Origin of the sequence: Streptomyces sp. NRRL F-5123 (genome assembly GCF_000721495.1) — a bacterium.
In the GTDB taxonomy this organism is placed as follows: Bacteria; Actinomycetota; Actinomycetes; order Streptomycetales; family Streptomycetaceae; genus Actinacidiphila.
The window spans coordinates 1-271 of record NZ_JOHY01000220.1 but is presented as its reverse complement, the minus strand read 5'-3'; the positions used below and the strand labels follow the sequence as shown (position 1 = coordinate 271).

General features: G+C 73.8%; 1 pseudogene. It reads left to right on the top strand.

Going from position 1 to position 271, the window contains the following annotated elements:
- Positions 1-16: 16 nt before the first annotated feature.
- Positions 17-271: pseudogene (locus IH54_RS41190) on the top strand (hypothetical protein); the annotation flags it as partial.

Below are 271 nucleotides of genomic sequence, written 5' to 3'. Positions count from 1 at the left end.
GGAGTTGCTGGTGCGGGTGGGTGACCGGTACGGGCTGCCGCCGCGTCCGTCCGATGTGCGTCCGGCGGCGTACAACACGCTCGGCAAGATCGCCGACCTCATCCTCGCCTCGGGCGGCACGTCGGCCCCGGAACCGGCCGAGGCCCCCACGCCCGACCGGGGCGCGCTGGTCCGGGAGTTGGCGGGGGTGTACGCGGCGGCGCTGGAGTATCCGGCGGAGGTGTTCGAGGAGGGGACGGACCTGGAGGCGGAGTTGGGGGTGGATTCGGTG